General features: G+C 41.9%; 23 protein-coding genes and 5 riboswitches. All 23 genes read left to right on the top strand.

Going from position 1 to position 26101, the window contains the following annotated elements; genetic code table 11:
• Positions 1 to 149 precede the first annotated feature (149 nt).
• The 23 genes from C509_RS0113415 to C509_RS0113290 all read left to right on the top strand — a co-directional run bounded on the left by C509_RS0113415 (position 150) and on the right by C509_RS0113290 (position 25896).
• Positions 150 to 413 (top strand): EutN/CcmL family microcompartment protein, encoded by a 264-nt coding sequence (locus tag C509_RS0113415; RefSeq protein ID WP_018707457.1) that lies wholly within the window; start codon positions 150 to 152, stop codon positions 411 to 413.
• A gap of 27 nt (positions 414 to 440) precedes the next feature.
• Complete coding sequence (locus C509_RS0113410) at positions 441 to 2252, top strand: adenine deaminase (RefSeq protein ID WP_018707456.1); 1812 nt, start codon at positions 441 to 443, stop codon at positions 2250 to 2252.
• Between the two features lie 16 nt (positions 2253 to 2268).
• A complete protein-coding gene (locus tag C509_RS0113405; protein ID WP_018707455.1) occupies positions 2269 to 2952 on the top strand; it encodes a cyclase family protein in 684 nt (227 codons plus the stop codon).
• Positions 2953 to 2976: 24 nt separating this feature from the next.
• Positions 2977 to 3600 (top strand): DUF1989 domain-containing protein, encoded by a 624-nt coding sequence (locus C509_RS0113400; protein ID WP_018707454.1) that lies wholly within the window; start codon positions 2977 to 2979, stop codon positions 3598 to 3600.
• Entirely contained in the window at positions 3601 to 4749 is a 1149-nt protein-coding gene (locus tag C509_RS0113395) for a M20 family metallopeptidase (protein WP_018707453.1), read from the top strand.
• 19 nt (positions 4750 to 4768) lie between these two features.
• The gene (locus C509_RS0113390) at positions 4769 to 6115 is read left to right on the top strand and encodes a 5'-deoxyadenosine deaminase (RefSeq protein WP_018707452.1); all 1347 of its coding nucleotides are present in this window, start codon (positions 4769 to 4771) and stop codon (positions 6113 to 6115) included.
• An 81-nt stretch (positions 6116 to 6196) separates the two neighbouring features.
• A riboswitch (glycine riboswitch) is annotated at positions 6197 to 6301 on the top strand.
• 3 nt (positions 6302 to 6304) lie between these two features.
• Positions 6305 to 6381, top strand: a riboswitch (glycine riboswitch).
• An 88-nt stretch (positions 6382 to 6469) separates the two neighbouring features.
• Positions 6470 to 7720 (top strand): serine hydroxymethyltransferase, encoded by a 1251-nt coding sequence (gene glyA / locus C509_RS0113380; protein ID WP_018707451.1) that lies wholly within the window; start codon positions 6470 to 6472, stop codon positions 7718 to 7720.
• A gap of 16 nt (positions 7721 to 7736) precedes the next feature.
• The gene (locus tag C509_RS0113375) at positions 7737 to 8234 is read left to right on the top strand and encodes a serine dehydratase beta chain (protein WP_018707450.1); all 498 of its coding nucleotides are present in this window, start codon (positions 7737 to 7739) and stop codon (positions 8232 to 8234) included.
• 5 nt (positions 8235 to 8239) lie between these two features.
• The gene (gene sdaAA, locus C509_RS0113370) at positions 8240 to 9133 is read left to right on the top strand and encodes an L-serine ammonia-lyase, iron-sulfur-dependent, subunit alpha (protein ID WP_026319851.1); all 894 of its coding nucleotides are present in this window, start codon (positions 8240 to 8242) and stop codon (positions 9131 to 9133) included.
• Between the two features lie 24 nt (positions 9134 to 9157).
• Positions 9158 to 9259: riboswitch (glycine riboswitch) on the top strand.
• Positions 9260 to 9352, top strand: a riboswitch (glycine riboswitch).
• 176 nt (positions 9353 to 9528) lie between these two features.
• Entirely contained in the window at positions 9529 to 9834 is a 306-nt protein-coding gene (locus C509_RS0113355; protein ID WP_018707446.1) for a HesB/IscA family protein, read from the top strand.
• Positions 9835 to 9864: 30 nt separating this feature from the next.
• Positions 9865 to 11262 carry a dihydrolipoyl dehydrogenase gene (gene lpdA, locus C509_RS0113350; protein ID WP_018707445.1) on the top strand — a complete coding sequence of 466 codons (1398 nt, stop codon included), beginning with the start codon at positions 9865 to 9867 and terminating at the stop codon, positions 11260 to 11262.
• 39 nt (positions 11263 to 11301) lie between these two features.
• Positions 11302 to 12171: a formyltetrahydrofolate deformylase gene (gene purU / locus C509_RS0113345; RefSeq protein WP_018707444.1), complete on the top strand. Its 870-nt coding sequence runs from the start codon at positions 11302 to 11304 to the stop codon at positions 12169 to 12171.
• Between the two features lie 97 nt (positions 12172 to 12268).
• Positions 12269 to 12367: riboswitch (purine riboswitch) on the top strand.
• A 63-nt stretch (positions 12368 to 12430) separates the two neighbouring features.
• Entirely contained in the window at positions 12431 to 13594 is a 1164-nt protein-coding gene (locus C509_RS0113340) for an MFS transporter (RefSeq protein ID WP_018707443.1), read from the top strand.
• 171 nt (positions 13595 to 13765) lie between these two features.
• Positions 13766 to 15085 carry a helix-turn-helix domain-containing protein gene (locus C509_RS0113335; RefSeq protein WP_018707442.1) on the top strand — a complete coding sequence of 440 codons (1320 nt, stop codon included), beginning with the start codon at positions 13766 to 13768 and terminating at the stop codon, positions 15083 to 15085.
• A 275-nt stretch (positions 15086 to 15360) separates the two neighbouring features.
• Positions 15361 to 16524, top strand: coding sequence for a flavin reductase (locus C509_RS0113330; RefSeq protein ID WP_018707441.1), 1164 nt, complete (start codon positions 15361 to 15363; stop codon positions 16522 to 16524).
• A gap of 31 nt (positions 16525 to 16555) precedes the next feature.
• A complete protein-coding gene (locus tag C509_RS0113325) occupies positions 16556 to 18013 on the top strand; it encodes a 4-hydroxyphenylacetate 3-hydroxylase family protein (RefSeq protein ID WP_018707440.1) in 1458 nt (485 codons plus the stop codon).
• A gap of 53 nt (positions 18014 to 18066) precedes the next feature.
• On the top strand, positions 18067 to 18627 hold the full coding sequence (locus tag C509_RS0113320; RefSeq protein ID WP_018707439.1) for an FAD synthetase family protein: 561 nt from the start codon (positions 18067 to 18069) through the stop codon (positions 18625 to 18627).
• Between the two features lie 39 nt (positions 18628 to 18666).
• Complete coding sequence (locus C509_RS0113315; RefSeq protein ID WP_018707438.1) at positions 18667 to 19119, top strand: RidA family protein; 453 nt, start codon at positions 18667 to 18669, stop codon at positions 19117 to 19119.
• A 64-nt stretch (positions 19120 to 19183) separates the two neighbouring features.
• Complete coding sequence (locus tag C509_RS0113310; RefSeq protein WP_018707437.1) at positions 19184 to 19870, top strand: DUF1028 domain-containing protein; 687 nt, start codon at positions 19184 to 19186, stop codon at positions 19868 to 19870.
• A gap of 46 nt (positions 19871 to 19916) precedes the next feature.
• The gene (locus C509_RS0113305; RefSeq protein WP_018707436.1) at positions 19917 to 21173 is read left to right on the top strand and encodes a Zn-dependent hydrolase; all 1257 of its coding nucleotides are present in this window, start codon (positions 19917 to 19919) and stop codon (positions 21171 to 21173) included.
• Between the two features lie 306 nt (positions 21174 to 21479).
• On the top strand, positions 21480 to 22880 hold the full coding sequence (locus C509_RS23955) for an APC family permease (RefSeq protein WP_018707435.1): 1401 nt from the start codon (positions 21480 to 21482) through the stop codon (positions 22878 to 22880).
• A gap of 98 nt (positions 22881 to 22978) precedes the next feature.
• On the top strand, positions 22979 to 24358 hold the full coding sequence (locus C509_RS0113295; RefSeq protein ID WP_018707434.1) for an aminotransferase family protein: 1380 nt from the start codon (positions 22979 to 22981) through the stop codon (positions 24356 to 24358).
• Positions 24359 to 24414: 56 nt separating this feature from the next.
• Positions 24415 to 25896: an aldehyde dehydrogenase family protein gene (locus C509_RS0113290; RefSeq protein WP_018707433.1), complete on the top strand. Its 1482-nt coding sequence runs from the start codon at positions 24415 to 24417 to the stop codon at positions 25894 to 25896.
• The last annotated feature ends 205 nt before the right edge of the window (positions 25897 to 26101 follow it).

The raw sequence follows: 26101 nt of genomic DNA, 5'->3' as shown, positions 1-26101 counted from the left end.
GTCGCTTCGCTTGCACTAGCACTTCCTGTGCGTCGGTGGCACTAGGACTTCCTGTCCGTCGAAGCTAGACATAGCGCATATTATTTTAATAGAAAACTTAGTGTAACTTTATACTTTCTTATTTAACGAGAAAAGGGCGGGGGAAATCTATGGAAATGGGAATCGTAGTTGGAAGAGTAACGGCAACCAGGAAAGATGAAAGATTAGTAGGAACAAAATTACTGGTTACCCAGCCAATCGGCCTGGACGGTGTCCCCCTGGATTCTCAGCCCGTTATTACCGTTGATACGGTCGGTGCAGGAATTGGCGAAAAGGTCATCTTTGTCAAGGGTAGCATGGCCTCAAGAGCTATGCAAAACAAGGATGCCCCTGTAGATGCAGCGATAGTAGGAATAATAGACAGTTTGGAATGAGAGAGGAGAAAGGGTGGCGAGTGAGATATGCAGGCTGAGAATATAAAGAAGGCCGTTCAGTACCGAAAGTTAATCGACGTCCTACTAGACTCCAATCAGTATGCTGATATCGTACTGAAGGATGGATATGTCATCAATACGGTGACAAGGGAAATTTATGAAGCGGATGTGGCGATTAAAGGCGAATACATACTAATGGTAGGAGATGCGAGCGGCCTGATCGGCAGCAAGACAAAAGTTGAAAACGTCAAAGGCAAATTTGTATCGCCCGGTTTTATCGACTCACATATGCACTTTGAGAGCGCGATGTTGACTTGCACCGAGTTTTCAAGACTATCGATCCCTACAGGTACAACTACAATCGTAGCTGATCCGCATGAGATCGGAAATGTTTTGGGAGTTCACGGAATGCAGGAAATGATAAAGGAAGCCAAGACTTTGCCGAATCAAATTTATTTTACTGTACCTTGTGCAGTACCAGATGCTCCTGGGCTTGAAACGGCAGGCTTTGATGTGAATTCATCCCATATGGAGGAACTTTTGAACGACCCTTATGTTCAGGGAATCGGGGAAATTCAAAGCTTTAGTAATATAGGTCCAGTTTATGAAAATGCCCCCGAACTGATTGATGATCTTGTTGCAGCAGTTTCCTATGCGGAAAGCATAGGGAAAACCGTTGAAGGGAATGCTCCAGCTTTATTCGGAAAAGAACTAGCTGCGCATATCATCAGTGGTGGCGGACATGTATCGTGTCATGAGACTACTACCAAAGAAGAAATGATGGAAAAGCTTCGCTACGGAGTGAGTGTGTTTATGAGGGAAGGATCTTCCCAAAGAAATATGGCGGAATGCATCCGTGCGATTACCGAAGAAGGCATGGACTCTAGGCGTGCCATCCTCGTATCAGACGACATGGTGCCGGAAGATCTATTAAAAGACGGACATATGAATGACATTATTAGACGGACGATCGCTCAAGGGGTTGACCCGGTAGAAGCGATTCAAATGGGGACCATCAATCCGGCAACACACTTTGGATTCAAGGATGTCGGGATTCTTGCACCAGGCAAGCGAGCCAATATTGCAGTTATCAGCAATTTGAATGAAATGGCCATCGATCAGGTATACCTGAATGGAAGCCTTGCCGCGGAAAGGGGACAATTGACAATTGACCTCGGCTCCTACACTTATCCGGAGAGCGTCAAAAAGTCAGTTAAAAGAGGACCTGTCAAAGCGGAAGATCTTCACATTACCGCAAATGGAAGCCGTGCTCGTGTTAGATCAATTGTAGCCATTCCGTTCCAGAACCTTACAGGTGCGCAGGAATTTAATTTAAATGTTTCCGGCGGTGTAGTCCAGCCGTGCCTTCAACAGGATGTCCTTCCACTTATAGTGGTTGAGAGACATGGTAGGACAGGGAATATCGGAAAGGCATTTTTGAATGGCTTTAAACTGCAAAGCGGGGCTATTGCGGAAAGTGTAGCGCATGATACACATAACATTATTGTTACAGGTACCAACTATGAAGACATGGTAACAGCTGTAAACCGGGTCATTTCAATGGATGGCGGAATTGCCATGATTAAAGACGGCAAGGTCGTCGGTGATCTCCCATTGAGGGTCGGAGGTCTGATTACGGATGAACTGAGCGGACAGGAAGTAAGTGAAAAAATCGCTGAACTGACGAGATTGGCAGAGTCCGAGCTTGGCTGCGGTATACCTGTACCATTTATGCACTTATCCTTCTGGTCGCTTGTCACAAGCCCTGAATGGAAGATTACAGATATGGGATTAATTGATGTAGATAAATTCGAAGTACTTTCCCCGGTTGTGGAATAGGAGGGAGACAGTTTAAATGGGTATCAGACTGGTTGATCTTTCACAGGAAATCTATCAAGGCATGCCGGTGTTTCCCCTGCATCAGCCTACACATATTTGGCAGAACATTTCCCATGAAGAAAGTTTGAAAAAAATCGGATTCGAATTCGCTACAAACAATATCCTGATAAACGAACACGGCGGTACACATACCGACGCGACTTACGAATTCGATCCAAATGGTAAATATATCAATGATATGCCGCTTGAGTATTATTATGGTCCTGCTGTTTGTTTGGATGTTTCCCACGTTTCTCCGGATGACTACATCACACCTAGGGATTTGGAGTTGGCTTTACAAAAATCGCAGCAGGTCTTGGAAAAAGGGGATATCGTCCTTCTATACACCGGCCATTATAACCGAAAGTTTGGAACGGATGAGTGGCTGACGCGTTACACAGGTCTAAATTACGAAGGGGCAAAATGGCTTGCTGAAAAAGGCGTGGTCAATATTGGAATCGACTCCCCTTCAGTGGATAATCCCAAAGATGACCGGTACTCAGGCCATTTAGTCTGCAGAGAATACGGAATATCCAATACCGAAAACCTGATCAACCTGGATCAGGTTGCCGGAATGCGTTTCCTTTACTTTGGTTTGCCGTTGAAAATCAGGAAGGGGTCTGGCTCGCCAATCAGAGCCGTTGCTTTATTTATTGATTAACTGAATGCGAAAAAGAGGTGTGGAATGATGGTGAATTCAGCACGGGAGCGAATCAGGGAAGAGATTATCATACCCCCGTATGAGGGAAGGAGCGCATTGCTAAAACCAGGTGAAGAACTGATCATTATTGATATGGACGGAAAACAAGTCGGTGATTTTGTTTGTTTCAATAGAAATGATCCAAAAGAGTTTGTTTCGCCTGTTCATATGAGGGCTTCCCTCAGCAGCATCCGCTTGAAGCCGGGAGATGCCTTATACAGCAACAGGCGCCGCCCATTGATGACTTTTGTCGAAGATACAGTCGGAAAGCATGATTTCTTTTTCCCTGCATGTGACTACTATCGCTATAAAATTGATTTTGACATGGAAGATCACCCCAATTGTCATGACAATTTGAAGAAAGCGTTGGAGTCATTTGGGTTGGGAAATGAGCCTGTTCCGGATCCGATCAACTTCTTCATGAATAATGTATTGGACGACCAGGGGGATTATAAGATTCAAGAACCGTTGTCAAAGCCTGGAGATTACGTCAGGTTGAAAGCATTGGAAGAAGTGGTCATTGCCTGCTCAACGTGCTCACAGGATATGGCCCCAGTGAACGGTTTTAAAGTGACCTCTCTTAAAATGCAAATTGTGGAGAAGATTTAGATGGATGCTGTCCGTTTCTTACAGGAAATGATTCAAATTGACAGCTCCAACCCTCCTGGTAATGAAGATAAAGTATCAAAAATGCTGGCTGAAAGATGTAAATCAGCCGGCATTCCCTATCAAATTACCCAAGTTGAACCCGGCAGGAGCAATTTTGAAATCCGCTTAGAAGGAGAAACAGACGGGAAGCTGGTCTTTTGCGGCCATATGGATACAGTACTTCCAGGTGAACAGCAATGGAAGTACTCTCCGTTCTCCGGTAAGGTTGTCGGAGACAAGATGTACGGCCGCGGAGCTTCTGATATGAAAAGCGGTCTTGCGGCAATGTTTTTGGCTGTTGAGTCATTAATCAAAGAAGGCAAAAGGCTTCCAAAGGAAGTTGTATTCTTGGCTACCGCGGGAGAAGAAGTCGATAGCTGCGGTGCAAGGAAATACCTAGCAGATCAGACGATGGAAAATGTCGAAGCTTTGGTGATTGGTGAGCCGACCAAAGAGAAAGTCGTCGTTGGGCATAAAGGTGCCTTGTGGATTGAGATTGTCACACTTGGTAAAACAGCGCACGGTTCCATGCCGGATAAGGGAATCAATGCGGTTGAATGGATGAACAAGGTTATAGATGTATTGAGTTCATTAAAGGAAAAGTGGAAGAATTCCGCTGAACCACTGGGTGAAAGCAGTCTCGCTATAACCAAAATAAATGGGGGAGTCCAAACGAATGTCATTCCGGACCGGTGCAGCATCTCTGTGGATATCAGATCGGTTCCTCCTCAATCCCACGAACGATTACTCATGGAAATCAAAAATAGTTTGAACGAATTATTTTCTACAGAAGGCTCCCCGGATTATTCTGTCAACATGCAATTGGATCGGCCGGCTATCCTAACTGATAAATCCAGCAAACTGATCAGTTTGGCATTAGAACTGAAAAAGCAAGATTCGTTATATGGTGTTTCTTATTATACGGATGCCGCTGTATTAAATCCCGAGAGCAGGATTCCAACGTTGATTTACGGACCCGGTGATGAAAGTCTTGCCCACCAGCCCAATGAAAACGTTGATATCCAAGCTTACTTAAGGTCCATCGATTTTTATAAGGAGTTAGCGGTGAGATTCTCTAAAGATAAAAGCAAAGCGTCAATTAATCTATAAAAAGAGAGAGGTAAGCGGTATGCCCAGCATTCTGATTAAAAATGCGCAGATCATCACGATGAACGCCCAGGAGGAGATTATCCAAGGGGATTTGTTTATTGTGGATGATAAAATAAAAAAAATAGGGAAAGATCTCGGGGATCAGGCTGATCGGGTGATTGATGCTACGAGTAAGACAGTTATCCCAGGCTTTATCCAGACGCATATCCACCTTTGCCAAACATTGTTCCGAGGTCAGGCCGATGATTTGGAGTTGATGGATTGGCTGCAAAAAAGAATTTGGCCGCTGGAAGCTTCACATGACGAAGAATCAAGCTATTATTCAGCCATGCTTGGTGTAGGGGAATTGATTCAAAGCGGTACAACGACCATCGTAGATATGGAAACCGTTAACCATACAGATTCCGCCTTCCAGGCAATGGCTGAAAGTGGTATCCGCTGCCTTGCTGGGAAAGTGATGATGGATATGGGGGACGATGTCCCTGACCTTTTGCTGGAGGATACGGCGAAGTCCATCCAGCAAAGTGTTGACCTCTTGGAAAAATGGAATCAATATGATAACGGACGCATCCAATATGCTTTTTGCCCAAGATTTGTTGTTTCCTGTACAGAAGAACTGTTGATAGAAGTACGGGATCTGTCCAATCACTATAATGTCAAAGTCCATACTCATGCATCGGAAAATAGAAAGGAAATCGAAATTGTTGAACAGCAAAGAGGGATGAGGAATATCGTTTATCTTGATCATATCGGCCTTGCAAATGAGAATCTGATTTTGGCGCATTGTGTATGGCTGGATGATGAAGAAAAACGGATCATCAAAGAACGCGGTATTAAAATGAGCCATTGCCCGAATTCCAACATGAAGCTCGCTTCGGGAATTGCAGATGTACCCGATATGCTCGACCTTCAAGCTCATGTTAGTCTTGGAGCAGATGGTGCACCTTGCAATAATAATCTTGATATGTTTAATGAAATGAGAATGGCATCACTCATTCAAAAGCCGATTCATGGACCAACGATCATGGACGCAAAGACGATATTCAGAATGGCAACTATTGGCGGTGCAAAAGCTGTTGGACTTGAAGATCAAATAGGAAGCATTGAGATCGGAAAAAAAGCGGATATCGCTATTCTCGACCTGAACAAATTCCATACGTTCCCATCTGCTGAGGTTGATCCGATTTCCAGAATCGTCTACTCTGCCACAAGGGCGGATGTGGATGCTACGATTATTAATGGAAGGATCGTAATGGAAAGCGGGACTGTTAAAACAGTCGATAAAGACCTTGTTTTACATGAATCAAATAAGTCAATCAAGCGTCTCTTGAAAAGAATCCCGTCCATTATGAAGGTGTCAAGCTAAAAAGTTTTACTCATTATTTCGTTCACAGTGTTGACATAAATTTAGAGTTGAGATATATTAGAAAAAGCAGAATATTTGCGAATGATAATCGCGGGAGAGACTAAACAATTAGTTTAGCACCGAAGGAGCAAGTCCCAAAAAGACCATGGGATCCAATCTCTCAGGTAAAAGCACCGCGTTTGGACGCGTCTCTGGAGAGAGCCTATTCAGGCCACCCAAGGGGAATACTTCTTTATGAAGTTAAACTCTCAGGTAACAGGACAGAGGAAGGTAGATGGATATCTATCTTTCCCCTGTCCTTTTTGTGTTTTCTTTTATGGCAGGGGCGGGTAGGAAAAAAAGGAGGATGAAACAATGAGTTTGGTGAGTTCAGATATTGAAGTTTTTCAAGCCATCGAGGAAGAACGGAAAAGACAGGATCAGTCACTTGAACTGATAGCATCTGAAAACTTTGTCAGTGAAGATGTAATGGAAGCAATGGGGTCAGTCCTAACGAACAAATATGCGGAAGGATATCCCGGGAGACGCTATTACGGCGGCTGCGAGCATGTTGATCTTGTGGAGAATTTGGCTATCGACCGTTTAAAAGCACTATTTGGTGCTCAATATGCAAATGTTCAGCCCCATTCAGGAGCCCAGGCAAATACGGCAGTCTTTTTCTCGCTGCTTGAACCAGGTGATACGATTATGGGAATGAATTTGTCCCATGGTGGCCATTTGACGCATGGCAGCCCAGTCAACATGTCTGGGAAATGGTTTAAAGTAGTGTCTTATGGGGTGAGAGAGGATAATCATTTGATTGATTATGAGGAAGTGGAAAGAATCGCTCTTCAGGAACGTCCCAAGTTGATTATAGCCGGGGCGAGTGCCTATCCAAGAATCATCAATTTTGCAAAATTCAGGGAAATTGCTGATAAAGTCGGGGCCTTTTTCATGGTTGATATGGCACATATTGCCGGCCTTGTTGCAGCAGGACTTCACCCATCTCCGGTCCCTTATGCGGATGTTGTTACAAGTACCACCCATAAAACACTTCGGGGGCCACGCGGAGGAATAATTCTGACAAACAGTGAAGAAATCATGAAAGGGGTCAATAAGGCCATTTTCCCCGGTATTCAAGGCGGACCGCTGATGCATGTGATTGCGGCGAAGGCTGTAGCATTCAAGGAAGCCCTTGACCCGAGTTTTACAACCTATGCATCTCAAGTGGTAAGCAATGCATCAACACTCGCGGAATCGTTGAAAAAAGCGGGGGCTGCCATTGTTTCCGGCGGAACAGATAACCATCTACTTTTAGTGGACGTCAGACCATGGGGACTCACTGGAAAGGAAGCTGAGCACCTGTTGGAAGAAGCGGGCATGACCGTCAATAAAAATACGATCCCGTATGATCCCGAAAGCCCTTTTGTCACAAGCGGCATCCGGATCGGAACAGCTGCTCTTACTTCGCGTGGAATGAATGAAAGGGATATGGAAATTATTGCTGGAAATATTGCAGATATCTTAAAAAGCAAAGGTGAACCTGAAGTCAAAGAGAGAGTGCAGGAAAATATCAGTAAGTTATGTGATTCGTATCCTCTTTATCAAAAAATACTGGTTAGGTAGATATGGAGGCATTCATATGGTTTTTAACAGTTGCTTCGATATAATTGGACCCATTATGGTTGGTCCTTCCAGCTCCCATACTGCAGGGGTTGTATCGATCGGGAAGTTCGGACACGATCTCTTTGGCGGGATTCCGGATTCTGTGAATATAACATTTTTCGATTCCTTCTCCGAAACATATCAGGGCCACGGAACGGATAAGGCCATCGTGGGAGGACTGTTGGGGCTTGAAACAGATAACCCCAGAATCAAGCATGCATTCGAGCTGGCAGATAAGCAGAGAATGAATGTGTCTTTTCAACTTGAAGAGAACTGTCCATACTATGAACATCCTAATACGCTTTTAATAGATATGAAAAATGAGGCCAATACGATAGAAATTGGAGGCGTTTCCCTGGGAGGAGGAGTCTCGAAAATTTTCCTGATCAATGGACAGTCAGCGGATATATTATTAAATTCCAAGATTGATATTGAGTCTATAAGACAGAGGTATCTTCTTCAGGAGCGGAGATGATAGGGATGGATTTTCAGACTATTAAAGAACTTCTTCAGCTTTGTCAGGAAAAAGAAATGACGATAGGCGAGCTGATGATCGAGACTGAAAAACAAAAGACAGGGAAGAGCAGCAATGAAATTTTTGCAATGATGAAAGAACGACTCCATAAAATGAAAGAGGCAGTAGAAAATGGAATTACAGACCCATCGCCAACTCCGAGCGGTATTTCAGGCGGTGATGCGTATTTAATGCAAAAGTATAGAGAAAAAGGGAATTACATGGTAGGGGGTCTGATGATCGATGCAATGAAGTATTCATTTGCCACCTCTGAAATGAATGCACGGATGGGGGTCATTGTGGCTACTCCTACCGCAGGGTCGGCAGGAGTACTGCCAGGCTGTATCTTTGCCCTGAAGGAAAATACCGATATTCCTTTTGATCAGCTTGTGATGGGGTTGTTCACAGCCAGCGCAATAGGGTATGTGATTGCCAACCGTGCTTTTATTTCCGGAGCTGCCGGCGGTTGTCAGGCAGAGGTGGGATCTGCGACAGCTATGGCATCAGCGGCAATTGTGGAAATGAGGGGAGGAACACCGGAACAAGCGGTACATGCAGGAGCCATGGCTCTCAAATCCCTTCTTGGGCTAGTGTGCGATCCGGTGGCAGGACTCGTAGAGGTGCCTTGCATAAAGAGGAATGTGATCGGTACATCGATTGCCTTTACATCAGCTGAAATGGCTCTTGCCGGATTGGAAAGCCGTATTCCATTTGATGAGGTCATTGGAGCGATGTACGATATCGGAAAAAGCATGCCCAGATCGCTGAAGGAGACTGCGCTTGGTGGTTTGGCTGCTACCCCTACTGGTGAGGAAATGAAGAAAAAGATTTTAGGAAAACCATGTCTAAAAAGAGCTTAATGCCTTCAATGGAAAAAATAGCGGGTGAAGATTGTGGGAGAGCGCTTTTTAATAAGCCGCCGAAGGAGCAAGGTCCAAAAAACCCCTTGGAACAAATCTCTCAGGCAGAAGAACCACATTCGGACGCAACTCTGGAGAGCGTGATCTGTTAAACGCCACCAAAGGAGAAAACCTCGAAAATCAGGGTTAAACTCTCAGGTACAAGGACAGAGAAGGGAACAACACCCTTTTCTGTTTTTTTATGAAACATAGGTAGACGGAGGGCCAGCATCTTCGCAATTAATCCTATTTTCGCGGATTAAATAAAAGGCAGAACGATAAATTCAATTCCAGCAAACGAACGAGGCTTTGTTAGGAGAGCTTTCGCTTTCATATGAAAGGCAGGAGGGATAACAATGGTTATTACGTTGACGGAGGCAGCTCTGAAGAAATTAGAAATAATGGATATAAAAGCAGGGCAAATTCCGCGGATAGATGTGGATATTACCGGAGGCTGCGGTATGTCGATGTCCTACAAGTTCATAGTGGATGAGCCGAGGAGAAACGATCATATGATTGAGTATAACGGCATTCAAATCGGAATGGACCGATTTACTATGCGTAACCTGGACGATGAAACACAAATAGATTACACAGAGGAAAATGGTTTTATTATTGGAGACAGTTTTTCCTCAGGTGCCTGTGCGATCGAGATCAAATAATAAATATTAGATAAGAGGGGAAGATGGGAAGTGAAAAAGATATACGATGTAGTTATTATCGGCGGAGGGCCTGGAGGATATGTAGCGGCTATTCGGGCCTCCAAATTGGGCCTGCAGGCAGCCGTTGTGGAAAAAGCAAAATTAGGAGGAACTTGTTTACATGCGGGCTGTATACCTAGCAAGGCATTATTAAGAAGCGCGGAAGTTTATGCCAATACGAAAAACGCGGAAAAGTTTGGAGTTGTTGTCCCGGAATGTGGCATCGATTTTTCAAAAGCCCAATCAAGGAAGGAACAAATTACGGAACAGCTTTTTAAAGGTGTCCAGCATTTAATGAAAAAAGGAAAAATTGATGTTTATGAAGGGATGGGGAGGATTGCAGGACCGCGCTCTGTCGTAGTTGAGAGGCCAGGGGATGGAACGCTAACTTTAGGAGCCGAAAATATTTTAGTAGCAACAGGATCCCGCCCAAGAAGCCTGCCGGGTCTAGAACCGGATGGGAAATATGTGATGACTTCAGATGAAGCGTTGCAAATGACAGATCTTCCAAAATCTATTATCATTGTGGGCGGCGGTGTAATTGGCATTGAGTGGGCATCCATGTTTTCGGATTTTGGATTGGATGTTACGATTATTGAATATGAAGACCGCATTCTGCCAACGGAAGACCGGGACATTTCAAAAGAAATACAGCGTCTATTGAAAAAGAAGAAAGTCAAAATCGTAACACATGCCAAAGTTCTTCCAGAAACATTGGAAAAAGGGGACGGAGTTTTCATTAGTGCTGAACATAAAGGTGAGATAAAGTCTTTTGTGGCTGAAAAAATTCTCGTATCGGTCGGCCGTATCCCCAATACAGAAAATATTGGATTGGATATTTTGGATGTTGAAATGGACCGGGCATTTATCAAAGCGAATGAGTTTTACCAGACAAATGTGCCTAACGTCTATGCCATCGGTGACGTCATTGGGGGACTGCAGTTGGCTCATGTGGCTTCTCATGAAGGGATGATTGCCGTTGAGCATATGGCGGGAGTCTATCCGGCCAAGCTCGACCCCATTCTTGTTCCAAAATGTGTATACAGCAATCCTGAAGCCGCAAGTGTAGGATTAACGGAAGATCAGGCGAAAGCTGAAGGCTTCTATGTAAAAACAAGCAAATTCTCATTCCGTGCTGTTGGAAAAGCACTTGTATTTGGCAATTCAGACGGATTTGTCAAGTTTGTAGTGGAAGAGGGATCAGGACAAGTTTTAGGCGTACATATGGTTGGGCCAAATGTAACGGAAATGATCTCCGGTGCGGGTTTGGCACAAGTCTTCAATTTGACAGCAATGGATATTGCTGAGGCCATACACCCGCATCCGACCTTGTCCGAAGCCATGGCCGAAGCTGCTCTGGCAGTTACCGGAATGGAGATTCACGCATAGGCAAAACGGATTAATTTAAAAATAAACGGAGGAAAAGCAATGCAGTCAGAACAGAATAGAAACAGGACCACCTTATTGATTTCCTGCCCAGAAAAGCCGGGAATTATTTCAACTGTATCAAACTTTTTGTTGGAGCACCAGGCGAATATCGTACAATTTGATCAGCATACAACAGACCCGAAAGCGGGTATGGTCTTTATGAGAATCGAATTTGATTTATCGGATTTTGATTCCTCTTATATCAAGTTGCAGGAAGATTTGGATGGACTTGCGGAAGAATATCATATGAAGTGGCAGTTAAACAATAAAAGAGAAAAAAAGCGCATGGCCATTTTTGTGACAAAGCAGGACTCCTGTTTGATGGAATTGATATGGAGAGTCAAATCAGGAGAAATAGACGCGGACATACCAATGGTTATCAGCAATCATAATGACCTGAGAGAAATCGTAGAAAGAGAAGGAATTCCTTATCATTATATACCGGTTAGTGTAGAAACGAAGGATGAAGCAGAAGCGAGGACGTTGGAGCTATTGGAAGGAAAAGTTGATTTTATTGTCCTTGCAAGGTACATGCAAATTCTCTCACCTGAATTTATCTCCAAGTTCCCGAATCGAATCATCAATATCCACCATTCATTTTTACCGGCATTTGTGGGAGCCAACCCATATGTACGGGCTTTTAACCGCGGAGTAAAACTAATTGGAGCAACCGCCCATTATGTAACAAACGACCTTGATGAAGGCCCGATTATTGAGCAGGACGTACTGCGGGTTACACATCGCTATACAGCAAATGATTTAAAAGTTGCCGGCCGTCACGTAGAAAAACATGTCCTCGCCCATGCTGTTGCGTGGCACGTGGAGAACAAAGTGATTGTGCATGGTAATAAAACGATTATATTTACTTAAACAACCGGTAACTCCACCAAAAATGTACAGCACTTGCAATTTAGTGTAAACTCATACTTGAAAAAATGTGAACAGATATGGTAAATTATTAAAGGAAAAATTTTTATAACCGCAAATATGTATAACCTCAATAATCTGGTTTGAGGGTCTCTACCAGGAACCATAACTCCTGACTACAAAAATGGCAATCTTATTTTTGTGGGCAGGGGTTTTTTGTTTTTTTAAAAATATGCGGCGAAAAGTATAAGGAGGAGCTTTCATGAATTTTAAAGTATTTATACTTGCTGCATCTACGATTGCAGTAGGGCTGGTCGAATTAATTGTAGGTGGAATTTTACCTGTTATTGCTGATGACTTGAATGTCTCTCTTGGCACAGCCGGGCAGCTTATTACTGTGTTTGCTCTTATTTATGCCATTTCCGGCCCTGTCCTTTTATCATTGACGGCAAAAATTGAAAGGAAAAAATTATATCTTTTGGCTTTATTTATATTTTTCCTTGGGAATGTAATGACATACTTCAGCCCTAACTTTTTTATAGTGATGGTTGCGAGAGTTATAACAGCTATGAGTACTGCCCTAGTAGTTGTCCTTTCTTTAACGATTGCTGCAAAAATCGTTGATCCGGCCCATAGAGCGAAAGCTTTGGGGTTTATTTATATGGGGATCAGCTCATCACTTGTCTTAGGCGTGCCTATAGGAATCTTGATCACGGATCATTTTGGATGGCGAACTGTGTTTTTGGGGATTGCTTTTCTTTCAATCATATCTATTATTTTAATCTATGTATTTTTAGAGAACATTCCTACTGAAGAAGTTCAACCCATATCTGTGCAAATAAAATCTCTTGGCAGCGTTAAGATGGCAAGTGCACACTTGGCCACCATGTTTATGCTTGCCGGACATTACACGTTTTATGCATACTTTACCCCTTTTTTGGAAACTACCTTGAACATGGGGCAATACTGGATTAGTATTTGCTATTTCTTGTTTGGTCTTTCAGCTGTATTCGGTGGTGCATTTGGGGGTACGCTAGCTGATCGAATCGGGTCTCAAAAAAGTATTTTACTAGTCATTAGTTCCTTTGCCATTGTATTATTTTTGCTTCCATATTCAACGTTCTCTTTTCCAATATTCTTAGTAGCCATGCTGCTATGGGGAGCGCTAAGCTGGAGTCTTGCTCCTCCTCAACAGAACTACATTATACAAATTGATCCTGATGCTTCTGATATTCAACAAAGTATTAACAACTCAGCTCTGCAAATTGGAATATCGTTGGGATCAGCAATTGGCGGTGTGGTATTGGAGCATACACATTCAGTCATTAGTACAGCGCATGTTGGTGCCGGAGTTGTCGTGATAGCTTTAATATGCGGGATTATTTCTTTAACCAGGCCCTACGGGGTTAAACAAGCGGAAAGTTGATTGTAGGTCTCAAACACTGGAATCACTTCGCAATTCATATGTACATCAGACTAGAAGGCTTGCAATCAGTGTCTGGATAGATTCGTGATATAATTAAAACTGCACAATGGGCTAAACATTTTGTTTCTTAGTGGAAAATGGTTTAGATATTATGATTTGGGGGTCGTTGGATTGAAGACGAGAATAGGATTTGTCGGACCAAAAGACTCATTAAACATTATCAGCCAGATTGCTGATGAACATAAAGATGAACTGGATCCTGTCTACTTTATGTATAACCATGCCTCTGAAACGGGGGAAATAGTAGAAACGAATCAGCATTTGGTGGATTTATGGGTGTTTTCAGGCCTTACGCCATATACTTTGGCAAAAAAAAGCTCTTCTAGACAACCATTCTTCTATTTAAATTTAAATAGTTCTAGTTTAATGAAAGTGCTGTTAGAGAGTGGATACAAAGATCAGAGAAGTTTAGGGAATATAAGTGTAGACATGCTTGAATGGCGGGATATTACCGAAACTTTCACTGATTTAAAAATACCTACTGTAGATGTTCAACTTTATGAATATAAAGGGTATACGCCAATAAAAGAAATTGTAGATTTTCACGAAAAGAATTATAAAGATGGTGTAGCATCAGTATGTTTTACGTGTTTGAGTGACGTATATGCTCAATTAAAGGCTAAAATGATTCCGGTTTACCGGATTTCACCTACACGAGCAAACATACGTTCAACAATAAAATTGGCATTGCAGTATTGGACGGCCTTTCATTTTAAACAATCACAGATTACTGTTCTTTTGGTCAAAGTGAAAAACGCGGACAAATCCGAACAATCAAATTTAATGTCTTACGATGTTCATAGACTGGATCTTGAATTACAATCAGCTATTTTAACTTTTACTGAGGAAATATCAGGGTCATTTGTTCCTTTGGGAAGCGGTTCTTTTATAATATTTTCAACAAGGGGTTCATTTGATAATATAGGCAAACAAAGCAGTTCATTACTTGAAAAATTAGCTTTAATAACGGATTTGCCTGCAAATATAGGAATTGGATATGGAGATACAACCCTTGCCGCTGAAGAAAATGCCCGCCTCGCGTTAGCACATGCACAGAATTATGATGGATACTGTGCATTCGCTGTTGAATTTAACGGGAAAATCGAAGGGCCCTTAAGTGATAAGCATAGCATCAGCTTTGGCTATCGGAATGAGAACAAAGAAGTTGGTGTAAAATTAAAAGAAAGTGGAGTGTCTATTACAACATTTAATAAAATTATCTCCATTCAAAAAAACACAGGCAGGCATGCAGTAACAGCGAACGATGTGGCAGTTTGGTTAAAAATGACTGAAAGGAATGCCAGGCGCATTCTAAATGATCTAACTAAAACAGGCTTTGCCAGAATCATTGGTGAAGAGGCCCCTTCATCAAGGGGGCGTCCAAGGAAAATATATAGGGTCGGATTAGATTCTGCATCAATTCAAGATTGAAGAACTTAGATTCAATTGAATCTAACGTATAGTTAATAGGCGTTTTTAAAGAAAAGCGTCTATTTTTATATTCTGCAAAAAAACACAATAAAAAACCTTGACAATTATCAGAATCAATTTTATAGTCTATTTAAAGAATACTTACAGACTTTTACCGTAAATATGAATATGGTAAAAGTACAAACAAGCAAATGATAAATTTGCATTTTATTTTAGTATTTAAGGAATAGAAATGGAATATTTCCTTAATTGAGTAAAGGAGGAATACGCATACAATGATATCTGAAAAAAACAGGATACCAACTGTTGACAATGTCTTATTCAGGGATGTGATTGGTCATTTTGCAAGCGGTGTCACAATTATCACGACTAAACATGAAGGAGTTGATTATGGTATTACGGCCAGTGCGGTAACCTCGTTATCAATGGAGCCTCCAATGCTTTTGGTTTGCGTAAATCAAAGCACCGGTACATGTCATGCGATTTCTAAGTCAAAGGTTTTTGGGGTTCATATACTTCATGCAGAACAAGGAGAATTGGCACTGCAATTTGCCCGCTCCAACACAAATAAGTTTGAGGGCGTTGAAATCACCTACGGAAAATTGGGGGCACCAATACTGAATGATGCACTAGCCCATTTAGAATGTCGTGTAGTAAAGGAGGTAACAGGAGGAACCCACTCAGTTTTTCTGGCTGAAGTAGTTCATGCCGGTGCAGAAGATAAACATCCATTGGCATACTATCGCGGAAAGTTTGGACACTTTCAACCATATGACAATGAGAGGGCCTACCGTGAAATTAAAAGAAAGGTTCTGGAACGGGAGTTTACAGCCGGTGAAAGTATTACTGTAAATTCTTTGGTCGACTTGCTTGATATGACCAACCAGCCAGTTCTTTATGCACTTGCAAAGCTAGAAGGAGAACAATTATTGAACCGAACTAAGGATGGTGACTATACTGTTACTCCGCTTACTGTAGAAATGCTCTATGATGCACTGGAAACACGAAATGTCTTAGAAGTCGCAGCAATCGAGAAGACAGTTGGAAAACTATCCGAAGAAGAACTTGAAGAATTGAGAAAACGGGTACAAGAGACAATTCCAAAAACCGCTTCTCAACTGAAACCGGATAAATATATCGAAGCCAATATAGCTTTACATGACTATACTGTCGCCTTGGCCCAAAACGCAGCACTGCTGGAATCATACCGTCGACTGACTGCCGAAGCTGTTATGTTCAGTGCTTTAAGAGCGGCGCTGGAGACTAACAACAGAGAGGCATATGATGAGTTGAACAAGCTGGCTCAAGATCACATATTTTTATTGGCTGCTTATGAAGCCGGAGATAAAGAAGAAGCCAAAAAAATCATCCAACAGCATACCGAAGAAGCGAAAAAGCTAGGCAAATATTTGATCGGAAATGCAGGAGGAAGTATTTAAATAAATTTTAATAGTAAGAGGAGGCAATCAGATGGCTTTGCGTACAGGTAAGGACTATAAGGAATCAATCAATGATGGAAGAGAGGTGTATATTGATGGAGAAAGGGTTTACAACATAACGGAGCATCCCGCTTTCAAACCAATCATCGATGTAAAGGCACGAATGTATGACATAAATCATGAGGAAAAATATAAAGAAATTTGCACCGTAACACTGCCGGATGGAGATGAGATAAATCGAGGTTATCATATGCCGAAATCAAAAGAAGATCTTGCTGCAATTCGTAAATACGTGGACACAGTTTTAGAAGATCTTGGCGGAGTGTTTTATCGTGTAGGAGACGAGACAATTGGGGAAATGTGGTCTTTATATGATGCACAAGATCGACTGAACGAAATTGACCCTACGTATGCTGAGAATATTAGAAACCATATTGACCGCATTGCAAGATTGGATCTGTTCCACGTTTCGGCAAACACTGATCCTAAAGGAGACAGAAGCAAATTAATCAACGGAGAAGATGGTGGAACACTTCTTCATATTGTTGATGAAAATGAGAAAGGGATTGTGGTAAGGGGGGCAAAATTTGAAACAGCGGCAGCATATGCCAATCAGGCTTTTGTCAAACCAACCATCTCCAATTGGTCTAATTCTAGTGTCAATATGGAAAACTATGCTGTTGGTTTCATTTGCGATATGGGAGCGCCCGGTCTGAAACATATTTGCCGTTCTCCTGTCGGGGCAGGAAAAGACCCGGAAAACTACCCGATTTCCTCGAAATTTGAAGAGATTGATACTCTGCTCATTTTCGATGATGTTTTAATTCCTTGGGAAAACGTGCTGTTTCATCGATCCTTGGAGTCTGCCAAGTATATTAGGGAAACGGTTCATCGTTATTCTGCATTTAATTATGTATTACGTATATTGAAAAGAGCCGATTACCTAATAGGAGTAGCGTTGTTGAATGTAGAGCAGACCGGTTTAACTAAAATTCCTTCTGTTCAGGAAAAACTCACTGAGCTGATAAGTTACCGTGAAACAATCAATGCACATCTAACTGCTGCTGTTGCAGAGGCACAGGAAACGGCCGGAGGTCTAATGATGCCGAATCAATCTCTATTATATACGGGAAGGATTTATGCCTTGAAGCACTTCCCGGCAATGGCGCATTTAGCTCGTGAATTAGTGGGGGGGCAATTGGCAGTAACACCTGATATGGCAACAATGCGAGATCCAAAAATCAAGGATCACATCTACAGATATTACTCGGTAGGTAAATGGAGCGCTGAAGAAAGAGCAAAACTACTATACTTCGCTAGAGATTTATTAAATTCCTCATTGGCTGGCCACCAGATAACATTTGAACTCTTTGCTCAAAGCCCGCCATTTGCACAGTCAGCAGCAGCATTCAAAAACTATGACTTGACGCCACATCGCGAACTGGTCATTAAAGCAGCTAACTTAAGTTCGGACCTGGTTAAAAGCTAAATGGATACATTCAGGGAATGTGATACTTGAAATACATGATAGGGGGCTTTTCTATGCAGACTCATAAATTGAACAGCTTGCAACTGCCTGAGTGCATCCTTACTATTGGGGCTCTTGACGGACTGCATAAAGGTCACCAAACACTTATCCTTCATGCCAGGAGAAGAGCCAGGGAGATGGAAGTTCCATTGGTAGTCTATACATTTGACCCGCCCCCAAAAGTATTTTTTCAACGTGCAATGTTATTAACACCATTGGATGAGAAATTAACCATGTTAGAAAGAATGGGGGTTGACCATACGATTATCACCCCATTCAATGCAAAATTCATGACACAAGGTACAGAAGCTTTTCTAGAGGAGTTGACAAAGTTGAATCCTCGGGAGATCTTTGAAGGTCATGACTTTCGGTTTGGCAGAAATAGAGAGGGAGATATTAATACTTTGGGAAAGCATTTTAAGGTATCCATTTTGGAACCTGTCAAGTGTACAGAAGGAAAAGTCATATCATCAACGAGGATCCGTAATTTATTTGCACAAGGAAAGATACATGAAGCATATAACCTTTTAAACTGGAGCTGGTTGAAGGAAACTTCTTTTTCATCCGCTCAATAAATATATAAAACTAACTATTTATTAGGAGGAGAAGTCGTAATGTCAGTATTTGGAGAAATTAAAAAGGTTGATATTAAGAGGTTCAGAAAATTTAAAACGAAAAATTTTTATCCATCAGAATTAGGAGAACCGGAACATCATATCGATAATGAATTCAGTATGGCTGTTCGTGCCGGGAATAGAATATTCTTACGCGGGCAGACAGGATTTGATCTGGATGGAAACTTCCACGGAGAAGGGGATGTTGAGACACAGGCAGAAATGGCCTGTAAATGCGTTAAGCAATTGTTGGAAGAAGCAGGCGGATCGGTGAAGGATATATGTAAGATCACTGTTTATATACTGAACCGGGAAGATCGCAGTAAAGTTTACCCGGTCATCGCCAAACATTTTAAGGATGTCTATCCTTGCAGTACTGGGTTGATTGTAAGCGGGTTTGCATTGCCGGAAATGTTAATGGAGATTGATGTTGAGGCAGTAGTAAGTGAGTAAAAAATAATCGGATCAGGCGGGAGGTTCCCGTCTGATTAATCAACAAAGGGAAGGGAGATATCAAATGAAGATCACCAATACATTCTCTGTAGCCGGAAGGTGTTCAGAAACAGGAGCGTTGGGAGTTGTTGTAACGTCAAGCAGCCCATCTGTTGGTGCCCGTTGTCCTTGGGCAAAACAAGGCGTTGGGGCTATTTTAACTCAAAATGTAACGGATCCAAGATTAGCAAATATTGGCTTGACAGTTTTGGAGCATGGATTAGGCGCCCAAAATGCTTTACAAGCAATGAAGGAGTCTACACCATTTCCAGAGTACCGTCAGTTGGCTATCGTTGATGCAGAAGGCAATTCAGCGGTTTTTACCGGAAAAAAGGCACTGGGGGTTCATGGGGAATTCAGAGATCATAACGTTGCAAGTATTGGAAACCTTCTGAGTGATCCGAGTATTCCTGAGAAAATGGGGCGGAAGTTTCTAGAGACGGAAGGGCTTCCTTTTACTGAAAGACTGATTTTAGCGATTGAAAAAGGCTTTCAAATGGGCGGCGAATTAGATCAGGAACGATCCATTGGTCTTTTAATCTATAAGGATGATTCATTCCCTTATGTCGATCTTAGAGTAGATTACAGCGACAATCCTCTTGAAGATTTGAAAAAGCTTTGGGAGATATATGGACCACAAGCTGAAGATTACAGGATCAGGGCAGTTACTCCAGAGGCAGCCCCATCCTATGGAGTTTTAGGGGATCAGTAAACCCATCTTATTGAAGTTACAAGATCTTTTGGGCGGAGGTTTGAGAATGAAGATTAACCGTCAAAGACTGTTAGATGATATTGAAAGATACGGCCAATATGGAAAAGATATTATGGGTGGGATTACAAGACCAAGTTTTTCTAAGGCGGATATAGAAGTACGGAAGTTGTTTACAAATGAATTAGAAAAGATGGGTCTAACAGTTACAATAGATCCGATAGCAAACATATGGGGAAAATGGGAAGGTCACTCTAATGAGAGTGGGAGCATCGTCATTGGGTCACATTTGGACACAGTACCTAATGGTGGAAAATACGATGGTGCTGTGGGGGTACTCATAGCGAAAGAAGTTATTCAAACATTGATAGAAAACAAAGTTACTCTTGCGCATGACCTTGAAATAGTTTCATTTACAGCGGAAGAGTCGAACGATTTTGGTTTATCAACCTTGGGAAGTAAAACATTCGCGGGAAAGCTGGGGGTAGAGGATTTAAATCAAGTCAGTGATTCCCAGGGAGTTTTTTTGAGGGATGCCGTCAAGTTGGCCGGCGGTGAAATAGGAGAATTAAATAAATTAAGTAAAGCCCGGAAAGAAAAAAAAGCTTATGTTGAAGTTCATATAGAACAGGGAAAAAGGTTGGAAGCAAAGAACCTTGCTGTCGGAATTGTTGAAGATATGGTAGGGGTTTACCGGACGATGGTGCAAGTAAAAGGAGAGGCGAACCATTCGGGAACAACGATGATGAATCATCGGTTCGATGCCCTAAGTGCAGCATCAGAAATGATTTTAGCAGCAGAATCAATTTGTAATGAAGACGAGACAGACCTGGTTGGAACAATTGGTCAATTATTCGTTTATCCCAACGCTGTGAACATTGTTCCAGGCGAAGTGAATTTTGTCTTGGAAATCAGAAGTGAAAACCAGTGGCGCATGGATAAAGTGATTCAACTGATAGATAACAAATGGAATCAAATTGTTGAAAAAAGAAAAGTAAGGTTTGAGAAGGATCTGATGGTTAAACAAGCCCCGTTAAGGATGGATGGAGAGATCGTATCGATATTAGAGAAAACAGCCAGAGATATGTCAGAGCCATTTATAAGATTTCCAAGCATGGCTGTCCATGATGCAGCACATATGGCCTCCATCTCCAAAGCATGCATGATTTTTGTAAAAAGTATTGATGGAAAAAGCCATTGTCCGGAGGAATATAGCACGCCAGAAGATATAGAGAAAGCTGCCAACCTTCTGTTGCATGGGATTATAAATATCGACAAGATTTTTGCAGAAAAAACAAACCTGTAATGATAAAAGAATAAAAATGTAGAAATTTAAAAAGAAAAACTATTTTAAATATTGACAAATAAATGACGATGATTTAGATTCTATTTAAGAATACATATGGATAATTTCCGAAATGAGTGGTGATAAAAAGGGAAAACATTCAAATCAAAAGTAAAGTGCACCTTTGTTCGGATTTGGAAGCGATATCAAATGGTTTAAATGGAATGGCCAGCAGGCATAAAAATGTACCCACCATAAGAGAATCGGCGATAAATTCCATGAGAGAGCAGTTTTGCTATTTGAGAAAAACGGGGGGTACCGTTATTTATGAGTCAACAGTTAAATAGAACATTAGGACTTGGAGCTGCAGTAGCAACTGGTGTGGGAATTGTAGTCAGCTCGAGTGCACTTGTTTCCTTGGGACAAGGGTTTGGTGCTGGTGGAAAAGGTTTTATCATAGCGATGTTTGCAGCTTTGATTTTAAATCTTTTTGTGGTCTTTTCTTTTGCTGAGTTATCAGGCATGATTCCTGTTGCCGGAGGAATAAACCATTACACACTTCCAGCCATGGGGCGGTTTATAGGTATGATATCTGTCATCAGCGGCTACGTGCTTGTAACAATTTTTTCCGGAAGTGCAGAAGCCGGGATTGCAGGGATAATATTTACTGATGTATTTGCTCCGTGGCTGCATCCAACAGTGGTATCCATCGCAATTACGGCACTGTTAGGTGTAATCAATATTTTGGGAATCAGAGCCTACAGTTGGACCCAAATTGTACTGACAATGATTTTAATAGGTTCAACAATTGTCCTTGGAATTATGGGATTGACCGGCACAGGAGTATCCGGAGAACCGGTGGAAACATCCTTTAAATTCAATGAAATGGGATGGGGAGTATTTGGATTGACAGCCTTGGCCATTTGGTTATTTATAGGGGTTGAATTTGTTACACCTCTTGCTGAAGAAATTAAAAAACCAAAAATTTATATACCATTGGCAATGGGGTTAAGTCTATTTGTAATATTGATCGCAGATATCCTTTTTGGACTTGCTTCAGTTAAATACGTTCCATTGGGAACTTTGGCAGAGTCTGCATCACCACATGTTGACTTTGCAAGCGCCATGCTGGGAAGGCCTGGACAAACATGGATGGGACTTGTTGCTATCATTGCGACCACAAGTACACTAAACACCTTGATTTGTTCTATCTCTCGGATGCTTTACGGAATGGGGTTAAATGGACAGCTGCCAAAAATATTTGGGAAGACAAGCCGTTTCGGTACTCCATATGCTGCTATTATCACACTGTGCATGCTTTTCGTTATATTTTTGCTGATGGGAATAACCACTGGTGAAACGATCGTGACATTTATTTTGGCAGGATGCTTCTGCTGGGTAGTTACCTATATTATTGCCCATGTGGATGTAATCATTTTGCGTATCAAGTATCCAAATGCCAGAAGGTCATTTAAATCCCCATTGGGTATAACCTTTCAAGTGATAGGAATTATGGGGATGATCTACGTACTGTTTAATATGCACCCTGACCCTGTTATACAAGGGGAAATTTATAAATATTCGTTGTTGTTTTTAGCGTTGACTATTATTTATTCTGCCATCTGGGTCAAGTTTGTAATGAAAAAACCTCTCTTTGAAACAACCCCGCTTGAAGAGTTGACGGCGGAATTGGATGAAGATAGTGAAAATGTAAGTAACATAGTTTGATAGCCTTGTAACCTTTTTAAGGAGGTGAAATTTTTTAGAGTCAGCAAAATTTCAGACCTGAAAAAATCAATTACTTGATCTTTAGGAGGTAGTACTAAATGACAAATATCGTAAAACAAAATACCAATATTGATAACCTCAGCAAAATAGATAAAGAATATTTTATCCATCCAACAACCGTTCCCAAGGACTTCATAGAAAACGGACCGAAGATTATCTTCTCTGAAGGTAAAGGAATCCGGGTAAAAGATGTAAATGGAAATGAATATATAGACGGGGTATCCATGTTATGGAATGTAAATCTGGGATATGGTCAAAAAGAACTTGCGGACGCCGCATATGAGCAATTGAATAGACTTCCATACTGTTCTTCTTTTTACGGCTATTCAAATGAAAACGCTATCCGATTAGCAGAAAAGGTTGTTTCTGTGGCTCCAGGGGATTTAAGTGCAGTGTTCTTCACATCAGGCGGATCCGAGTCCAATGAAACTGCATTTAAGCTGGTAAGGCATTACTGGGACATGAAAGGCTTGTCTGATAAGAAAAAGATCATCTCTTTAAAACGCGGCTATCATGGTGCTACGATTTCCACCGGGTCTGCGACCGGAATCATAGGATTCCATAACTTCTCCGGCTCAAAGGATATGGATATCCTTCATGCTAAACCGCATTTGACGAATTGTGAGCTTGGTGACAAAACTGCCCCTGATTATGATGAAAGTATTAGAAGTATGATAGAAAAAACGGGCGCGGATCAGATTGCAGCCGTAATAATGGAACCTGTTCAGGGGGCAGGTGGAGTTCATGTTCCGCCAGAAGGCTATTTGCAAGCAGTCAAAAAGTTGTGTGAAGAAAACAATATCCTCTTTATTGCGGATGAAGTGATTTGCGGATTCGGCAGAACCGGAAAAATGTTTGGTGTCGAAAATTGGGATGTTGTACCTGATGTAATGTGTGTTGCCAAAGGAATCACAAGCGGTTATGCACAATTGGGAGCAGTTCTGTTAAATAAAGAAATTAGAGATACACTGGTCCAATATGATCAAATACTTGGACACGGATTTACTTACAGTGGACACCCCACAGCTTGTGCTGTCGGATTGGCAACATTGGATTTCCTTGAAAAGAACAACATTTTACAGAATGTAAACGAGATGGAAAAGGAATTGAAAAAAGGATTCAAATACCTGGAGGAAAACCACCGTCATCTCGCAAAAACAAGAGCGGTTGGATTATTGGCCGGATTTGAATTGATGCAGGATCCGGATACTGAAACTCCGTTCGAACAATCGATTAGAGCGGCACGCTACGTAGTAGATCATTGCTTTGATAATAAATTGATTTTGAGAGCTGCTGATTTTGAGCATCAAGTAAATATTGTAGCCATCGCTCCACCGTTGATCATTAATAAGCAAGAAGTGGAAGAAATTATCAACATTGTTGATGATGCTTTAACATCTTTTGAAAAAACACTTTAAAAGAGAGCAAGCTGCTCTCTTTTAAGCAAACCTTTATTTTCAGGAGGATTAAATAAATGGATACCGCAACCGTTAGCTTAAACCCGAGAGTGGAAGAGTTTTTAAAGGGAACAAAGAAATTGTATATCAATGGAGAATTTGTCGAGGCAGCTTCCGGAAAAACTTTTGAATCTTATAATCCGGCAACAGGAAAAGTGCTGGCAATAGTAAGTGAAGCGGATACAGCAGATGTTGATAAAGCGGCAAAAGCGGCAAAAAATGCATTTGAAGATGGTCCATGGTCTAAAATGAGTGCGGCTGAAAGAGCCAAATTGATGTTTAAACTTGCTGATCTGATTGAAGAAAATCAAGAAGAGCTTGCACAATTGGAATCCTTGGACAATGGTAAACCAGTTAATGAAGCCAAGATGGCTGACCTTCCAAATACTATTGAGCAGTTCCGTTATTTTGGAGGATGGGCGACCAAAGTAATGGGACAAACAATCCCTGTTTCAGGGCCTTTCCTTAATTATACGAGGCATGAGCCGGTCGGGGTTGCTGGACAGATTATTCCATGGAATTTCCCGCTTATGATGGCTGCATGGAAAATAGCCCCGGCATTGGCCACAGGATGTACGGTCGTTCTAAAGCCAGCTGAACAGACGCCGTTAACTGCATTATATCTAGCGGAGCTGATTGAAGAGGCAGGGTTCCCGCCTGGAGTGGTGAATATTATCCCGGGTTTCGGGGAGACAGCAGGCGATGCTCTCGTAAAACATCCGGATGTAAACAAGATTGCATTTACTGGTTCAACTACAGTAGGAAAAATGATCATGAAAAATGCAGCCGATACTATGAAGCGCGTAACATTGGAACTTGGAGGCAAATCGCCAAATATCATCCTTCCCGATGCTGATCTCTCAAAAGCGGCACCTGGGGTCTTTACTGGAATCATGGCCAATCAAGGAGAGATTTGCAGCGCCGGCTCGCGCGTCTTTATCCAGAAAAAGCAATTTGACAATGTTATGTCCGAACTTGTCAACTATGCCAAAAATGTAAAGCAAGGCCATGGGTTGGATACAACCACTGAAATGGGACCACTTGTTTCAAAAGAGCAACAAGATCGTGTTGTCAACTATATTAATATCGGTCAGGAAGAGGGAGCGACTGTCGCCGCTGGTGGTGGAAGCTCGGAAAAGGGATACTTTGTTGAACCAACTATTTTCTCAGACGTCAGTGATGATATGAGAATAGCAAAAGAAGAAATTTTTGGCCCGGTGGTAGTTGCCATGCCTTATGACGACATGGATGAAATAATTGCCAGAGCAAATAACTCAGACTTTGGATTGGCTGCAGGTGTATGGACTGAGAACGTGAAAAATGCTCACTACATAGCCAGCCGCCTAAAAGCGGGGACAGTATGGGTGAATTGCTACAGCATGGTAGATCCGGCTTCACCTTTTGGGGGATTCAAGCAATCCGGGTTTGGTCGTGAAATGGGATCTTATGCATTGCAAAACTATACAGAAGTTAAGAGTGTATGGATTAATTTGGGATAAATTAAGCATTGGAAATACCTCCTATCTGGTAAATATAAAAAATTTTACAAGGGATGGGAGGTTTTTAATCTTCTTTCTCTTGGCGATGGTAACTAGAATTATTATTCAAGAATTTTAGGGGTAAAATCCTATAGTGAACCATTACGTCAATTTTTCTGGTCGGATTATACAGAAATTTCATTCAAATATGATTTTTGAGTGCATC

The organism is Siminovitchia fordii DSM 16014 = CIP 108821 (genome assembly GCF_000374565.1).
GTDB lineage: Bacteria > Bacillota > Bacilli > Bacillales > Bacillaceae_C > Siminovitchia > Siminovitchia fordii.
The sequence above is the reverse complement of the archived record's forward strand: the minus strand, read 5'-3'. Positions and strand labels throughout refer to the sequence as shown.

What these genes read in the sequence shown, in the direction of transcription:
- C509_RS0113415 (WP_018707457.1), top strand. Translation starts at nt 150, where the DNA reads ATGGAAATGGGAATCGTAGTTGGAAGAGTAACGGCAACCAGGAAAGAT.
- C509_RS0113410 (WP_018707456.1), top strand. Translation starts at nt 441, where the DNA reads ATGCAGGCTGAGAATATAAAGAAGGCCGTTCAGTACCGAAAGTTAATC.
- C509_RS0113405 (WP_018707455.1), top strand. Translation starts at nt 2,269, where the DNA reads ATGGGTATCAGACTGGTTGATCTTTCACAGGAAATCTATCAAGGCATG.
- C509_RS0113400 (WP_018707454.1), top strand. Translation starts at nt 2,977, where the DNA reads ATGATGGTGAATTCAGCACGGGAGCGAATCAGGGAAGAGATTATCATA.
- C509_RS0113395 (WP_018707453.1), top strand. Translation starts at nt 3,601, where the DNA reads ATGGATGCTGTCCGTTTCTTACAGGAAATGATTCAAATTGACAGCTCC.
- C509_RS0113390 (WP_018707452.1), top strand. Translation starts at nt 4,769, where the DNA reads ATGCCCAGCATTCTGATTAAAAATGCGCAGATCATCACGATGAACGCC.
- glyA (WP_018707451.1), top strand. Translation starts at nt 6,470, where the DNA reads ATGAGTTTGGTGAGTTCAGATATTGAAGTTTTTCAAGCCATCGAGGAA.
- C509_RS0113375 (WP_018707450.1), top strand. Translation starts at nt 7,737, where the DNA reads ATGGTTTTTAACAGTTGCTTCGATATAATTGGACCCATTATGGTTGGT.
- sdaAA (WP_026319851.1), top strand. Translation starts at nt 8,240, where the DNA reads ATGGATTTTCAGACTATTAAAGAACTTCTTCAGCTTTGTCAGGAAAAA.
- C509_RS0113355 (WP_018707446.1), top strand. Translation starts at nt 9,529, where the DNA reads ATGGTTATTACGTTGACGGAGGCAGCTCTGAAGAAATTAGAAATAATG.
- purU (WP_018707444.1), top strand. Translation starts at nt 11,302, where the DNA reads ATGCAGTCAGAACAGAATAGAAACAGGACCACCTTATTGATTTCCTGC.
- C509_RS0113340 (WP_018707443.1), top strand. Translation starts at nt 12,431, where the DNA reads ATGAATTTTAAAGTATTTATACTTGCTGCATCTACGATTGCAGTAGGG.
- C509_RS0113330 (WP_018707441.1), top strand. Translation starts at nt 15,361, where the DNA reads ATGATATCTGAAAAAAACAGGATACCAACTGTTGACAATGTCTTATTC.
- C509_RS0113325 (WP_018707440.1), top strand. Translation starts at nt 16,556, where the DNA reads ATGGCTTTGCGTACAGGTAAGGACTATAAGGAATCAATCAATGATGGA.
- C509_RS0113320 (WP_018707439.1), top strand. Translation starts at nt 18,067, where the DNA reads ATGCAGACTCATAAATTGAACAGCTTGCAACTGCCTGAGTGCATCCTT.
- C509_RS0113315 (WP_018707438.1), top strand. Translation starts at nt 18,667, where the DNA reads ATGTCAGTATTTGGAGAAATTAAAAAGGTTGATATTAAGAGGTTCAGA.
- C509_RS0113310 (WP_018707437.1), top strand. Translation starts at nt 19,184, where the DNA reads ATGAAGATCACCAATACATTCTCTGTAGCCGGAAGGTGTTCAGAAACA.
- C509_RS0113305 (WP_018707436.1), top strand. Translation starts at nt 19,917, where the DNA reads ATGAAGATTAACCGTCAAAGACTGTTAGATGATATTGAAAGATACGGC.
- C509_RS23955 (WP_018707435.1), top strand. Translation starts at nt 21,480, where the DNA reads ATGAGTCAACAGTTAAATAGAACATTAGGACTTGGAGCTGCAGTAGCA.
- C509_RS0113295 (WP_018707434.1), top strand. Translation starts at nt 22,979, where the DNA reads ATGACAAATATCGTAAAACAAAATACCAATATTGATAACCTCAGCAAA.
- C509_RS0113290 (WP_018707433.1), top strand. Translation starts at nt 24,415, where the DNA reads ATGGATACCGCAACCGTTAGCTTAAACCCGAGAGTGGAAGAGTTTTTA.